This window comes from Streptomyces sp. NPDC001880, assembly GCF_053594575.1.
Map to the genome: position 1 here is coordinate 1 of NZ_JBSFET010000213.1, position 3,738 is coordinate 3,738.

The following is a 3,738-nucleotide window of genomic DNA, read 5'->3' on the forward strand; positions in this document are numbered from 1 at the left end:
CCACCTGCACTGGTCACGCTTCCGCAGACGCAGCCAGGCCAGAGCCCGCCGCTCCCACTACAAACGCAGGGGCCAGAACCCTCAGATGCGGTTGCTGTATTAGGCCGCGGTTTCTGCGATGAGGACGGCGGCGGTTACCGGGCCCGAAGTGTCACTGGTGGCTGCGTCGGCTATCGCCGCCCGGACGGCGAGGGCTACTTCCAGCGGGTGGTACCCGGGTGCGACCGCAAGCTGGACCTCGATGTGCCGGCCTGGTGGATGGTCATGTTGCTCCATTTTGACCGGGCGGCTTCCCAGCACGGCGGTGAGGCGGGCCACGCCCGGAACAGCCGCTGCGACATCGGCGAGCTCCCCGATGGGGCCCCGCATGGATCCCGTTCCGGACGTTGGGAGCGAGCTTCGCGCGGCTGCAGCCTCCGGTGGGGGCCCCATGGCGTTCTCTGCGGTCTGTGGCCTGACGCCTCTCTCCGGGCCTTCGTGGAGATCCGTGACGCGCAGATCAACTGCCTCAGTGGCCAGACCGAGCCTTTCAGCGGCCACGTTGAGCAATGCGCTCCTCAACTGCTCCGCTGTGCGGGGCAGTGGCTGCCCCATGAATGCGGTGAATGCCGCCTCGATCCTGAGCGGGCCAGGCGGTAGCGCGCTGGCCGGTGGACGGACGGACGGCTCGGACACGGGCCCGAGCGATGCCGGTCCGATGCGCAGGCTTTCCAGCCAAACGCCGGGAATCTCAGCGGCAGTGCGTCCGAGGATCCGGACGGCCGCTTGCTCGGTGATCCACGTCCCGTCGTCAGGCCCTCCGAGAGGGAGCAATCGACCCAGGCCGAGCTGGCGCCGTACTGCCTGCATCCACGCCTCAGTTTGCACCGGCCTCTCACTCTCTTCCATGGCCGCGGTTCTCTTTCTCCCATGTTGCGCCCCGACTCTGCAGTGCCCCTGCAGGGGTACTGCGGACCACTCGTTGGACCACCCCGTCTCACGGTTCACGCCTCTGATAAAACCCACTAAAACGAATATAATCCGATCAAAGAGTGCTAGGTGATCTCCTTCAGGGAGGAACAGCCCGATGACTGAGAACACCGGCGGAAAGCACGGCAGTGCGCCCGGCTCTCGCGGTCGGACGACCATTGCCGACGTAGTGGTAGAGAAGATCGCCGGAATGGCGGCACGCGATGTGCCCGGCGTCCATGCCCTGGGCGGTGGATTTGCACGCTCGATGGGATCCATGCGGGAGCGGATTCCCGGGGCCGGTAGTGGCAAATCCGTCACGCGCGGGGTCAGTGTCGAGGTGGGAGAGGTGCAGGCGGCCATCGATCTGGAGATCGTTGTCGACTACGGCGTCTCAATCACGGACGTGGCCAGTGACGTGCGCGAGAACGTGATCTCCGCAGTGGAGCGGATGGCGGGCCTGGAAGTCGTGGAAGTCAACATCGCGGTCAGTGATGTGAAGCTGCCCGACGAGGAGGACGAAGAAGAGCAGCAGCGGGTCCAGTAGCCAAGGGGGGAGCAGCCCGCTTGAGCGAAGGAGCGCGTGATGAGCAAGGCTGTGGTCGGCTTGATTGCCGGAATGGCACTGGGCTTCGCCGGGTACTTCGGTGGCTTCTGGGCCTTCCTGCTGGTGCTGGTACTGGGTGCCGTCGGACTTGTCGCCGGGCGCTTGATGGAAGGTGATCTTGAGCCGGGTGACTTCATCCGCCGCCGCCATGACGACCACCAGCGGATGCGCGATAACCGGCGACAGGCTCGGGGAGACTGACGGCAGTGACCAGTGACGTCGATCGCCGTCCGGGCGTTCCTCGCGGAGAGCGGGGTGCGACCACCGTCTCCGACCATGTCGTCGCGAAAATCGCTTCCCACGTGGCCCGCGAGGCGCTGAGCCGGTTCACCGATTCGGCCCGCCACGTACCGCCCGGCCGCCGGACACCACGCGTGACGACGTCTGTGCGGCCGGCACCGGAGCGCAACGAGCACGCCGCAGGACGGGACGGCGATCCCGCCAATAGCCGTCCAGCCCTGCTCGGCGAAGCACGGATGCGCATCGCTGTGGAGCTGGGCTATCCGTCCGACATCAGGGCTCAGTGCGCTGCGGTGAGCCGCGAGGTCATCGAGCGGCTCAGGACATGGACCGGCATGGACGTGTCCGAACTCACGGTGTCGGTCGAGAGGCTGCACTCGGTGCACTCGCGGCATAGAGACCGGGAGAGAGTGAGATGAGCGCGAACACCAGGCGGCCGACCGGCGAAGGCGACATTCCCTCCGGTACGGGACAGGCGGGTTCGTCCGCGGGCGACCCCCCGGGCACGGGCGCGAAGGCAGCGGCCCATAGAGCGGGCCGGCCGGCGCGCCGCTTCTGGTCCGCGCGACGGATCCCCGCAACCATTGTGGCGCTGCTGTCCGTCGCAAGCATTGGGCTGCTCCTGTACGACGTGGTCTCGGTGCGGGCAGACCGGCCCGGGATGAGCTGGCGACAGCGACTCGCCGAGGAACTGGCCACACGGCCACTGGATGACATCTGGATGACCGTCGGGGCCGCAGTGGCGATGGCCCTTGGCCTGTGGCTTTTCCTGCTGGCGGTGACGCCGGGACTGCGCAGACTGCTACCCATGCGGCAGCCCACCGGGACCCTCAGAGCGGGGGAGGTCCGTGCCGGGCTCGACCGTCACGCGGCCGCCCTGCTTCTGCGTGACCGGGCCGTACGGGTATCCGGTGTGCAATCGGCACGGGTCGATGTCGGCCGCCGGAAGGTCAAGGCCAGGGCACAGGCACATTTCCGCGATCTCAACGAGGTCCGCGCGGATCTGGACGCCGCGCTGAGCAAAGCCGTAGCGAACTTGGGTCTCGCCCAGCAGCCCAAGCTGGACGTGCGCGTTCGGCGCCCGAAGAAGGGGTGAGATGTCCCATGCTCAAGGCAGTGAACCGGGTGCTGCTGGGGCTGCTCGGCCTTGGACTGTTCGCCCTGGGTGGCGGCGTGCTGCTGGGTGGGCTCGATCTGCAGCGCCACTGGGGATTCGACGTGCCGGGCTGGTGGCCCTTCCGCGGTCCGGACGATGTCGTGCTGGGCACCGAGGGACGCACCCGGTGGCGGGAGGAGGACTGGTGGTGGCCGGCCGTCATTGCGGTGCTCGTCGTGCTCCTCGCGCTGCTGCTTTGGTGGCTTCTGGCGCAGTTGCACAGGCACCGGCTGGGCCAGGTCCTCATCGAGAGCGAAGACGACGCGGCGGTCCGACTCAATGGCCGTGCGCTGGAGGACGCAATCGAGGAAGAGGCGCAGGTGCTGGATGGGATCTCGCGGGCTCATGTGCGGTTGACGGGTCGGCGTGCTGCTCCGGCCGCACGAGTACGGCTGTTGCTCAAGCCTCACGCAGAACCGGCGCGGACTTTGGAGCAACTGAGCGGGGAAACGCTCGCACACGCACGGGACTCGGCAGGCCTGGACCGCCTTCCGTCGGAGGTCAGGCTCCGGGAAGTCCGCCACCGCGCCCGCCGCGTCGACTAAGGGCTGTCCATCGGGGTTGGTGAGGGCTATGGCTATGGCATGAGTGTGGTGATCTTGAACGAGTGAGGCCTTCTGGTTCGGTGTGGATCGCGAAACCTCCACCGGCAGGAGGCTCTCCTGCCGGGCTGCCAAACGAGCGGTGCAGCTTGAACCGCCCCGGTTCGAATGGAGACTCGATTCCGTGAAAGGATTGAGTCATGGCACGCCCCTCTTCGTATCCCCTTGAGCTGCGCAAACGAGCG

6 protein-coding genes are annotated in these 3,738 nt (G+C 67.1%); 5 read left to right on the forward strand and 1 reads right to left on the reverse strand.

What is annotated here, in order from left to right:
* Positions 1–99: 99 nt before the first annotated feature.
* Positions 100–888, reverse strand: a complete 789-nt coding sequence (locus ACWCQ6_RS36270) for a hypothetical protein (RefSeq protein ID WP_451096645.1) — start codon at positions 886–888, stop codon at positions 100–102.
* 178 nt (positions 889–1,066) lie between these two features.
* Between ACWCQ6_RS36270 and ACWCQ6_RS36275 the strand changes: the two genes are divergently transcribed.
* The 5 genes from ACWCQ6_RS36275 to amaP are packed head-to-tail and all read left to right on the forward strand — an operon-like array spanning position 1,067 to position 3,496.
* Entirely contained in the window at positions 1,067–1,495 is a 429-nt protein-coding gene (locus tag ACWCQ6_RS36275; protein WP_397798010.1) for an Asp23/Gls24 family envelope stress response protein, read from the forward strand.
* Positions 1,496–1,534: 39 nt separating this feature from the next.
* Positions 1,535–1,756 (forward strand): hypothetical protein, encoded by a 222-nt coding sequence (locus ACWCQ6_RS36280; RefSeq protein ID WP_389294175.1) that lies wholly within the window; start codon positions 1,535–1,537, stop codon positions 1,754–1,756.
* A 5-nt stretch (positions 1,757–1,761) separates the two neighbouring features.
* The gene (locus ACWCQ6_RS36285) at positions 1,762–2,214 is read left to right on the forward strand and encodes an Asp23/Gls24 family envelope stress response protein (protein ID WP_451096647.1); all 453 of its coding nucleotides are present in this window, start codon (positions 1,762–1,764) and stop codon (positions 2,212–2,214) included.
* Complete coding sequence (locus ACWCQ6_RS36290) at positions 2,211–2,891, forward strand: DUF6286 domain-containing protein (protein WP_451096649.1); 681 nt, start codon at positions 2,211–2,213, stop codon at positions 2,889–2,891. The genes ACWCQ6_RS36285 and ACWCQ6_RS36290 overlap by 4 nt, the downstream gene beginning before the upstream one ends.
* Before the next feature lie 8 nt (positions 2,892–2,899).
* Positions 2,900–3,496: an alkaline shock response membrane anchor protein AmaP gene (gene amaP, locus ACWCQ6_RS36295; protein ID WP_451096651.1), complete on the forward strand. Its 597-nt coding sequence runs from the start codon at positions 2,900–2,902 to the stop codon at positions 3,494–3,496.
* Positions 3,497–3,738 lie beyond the last annotated feature (242 nt).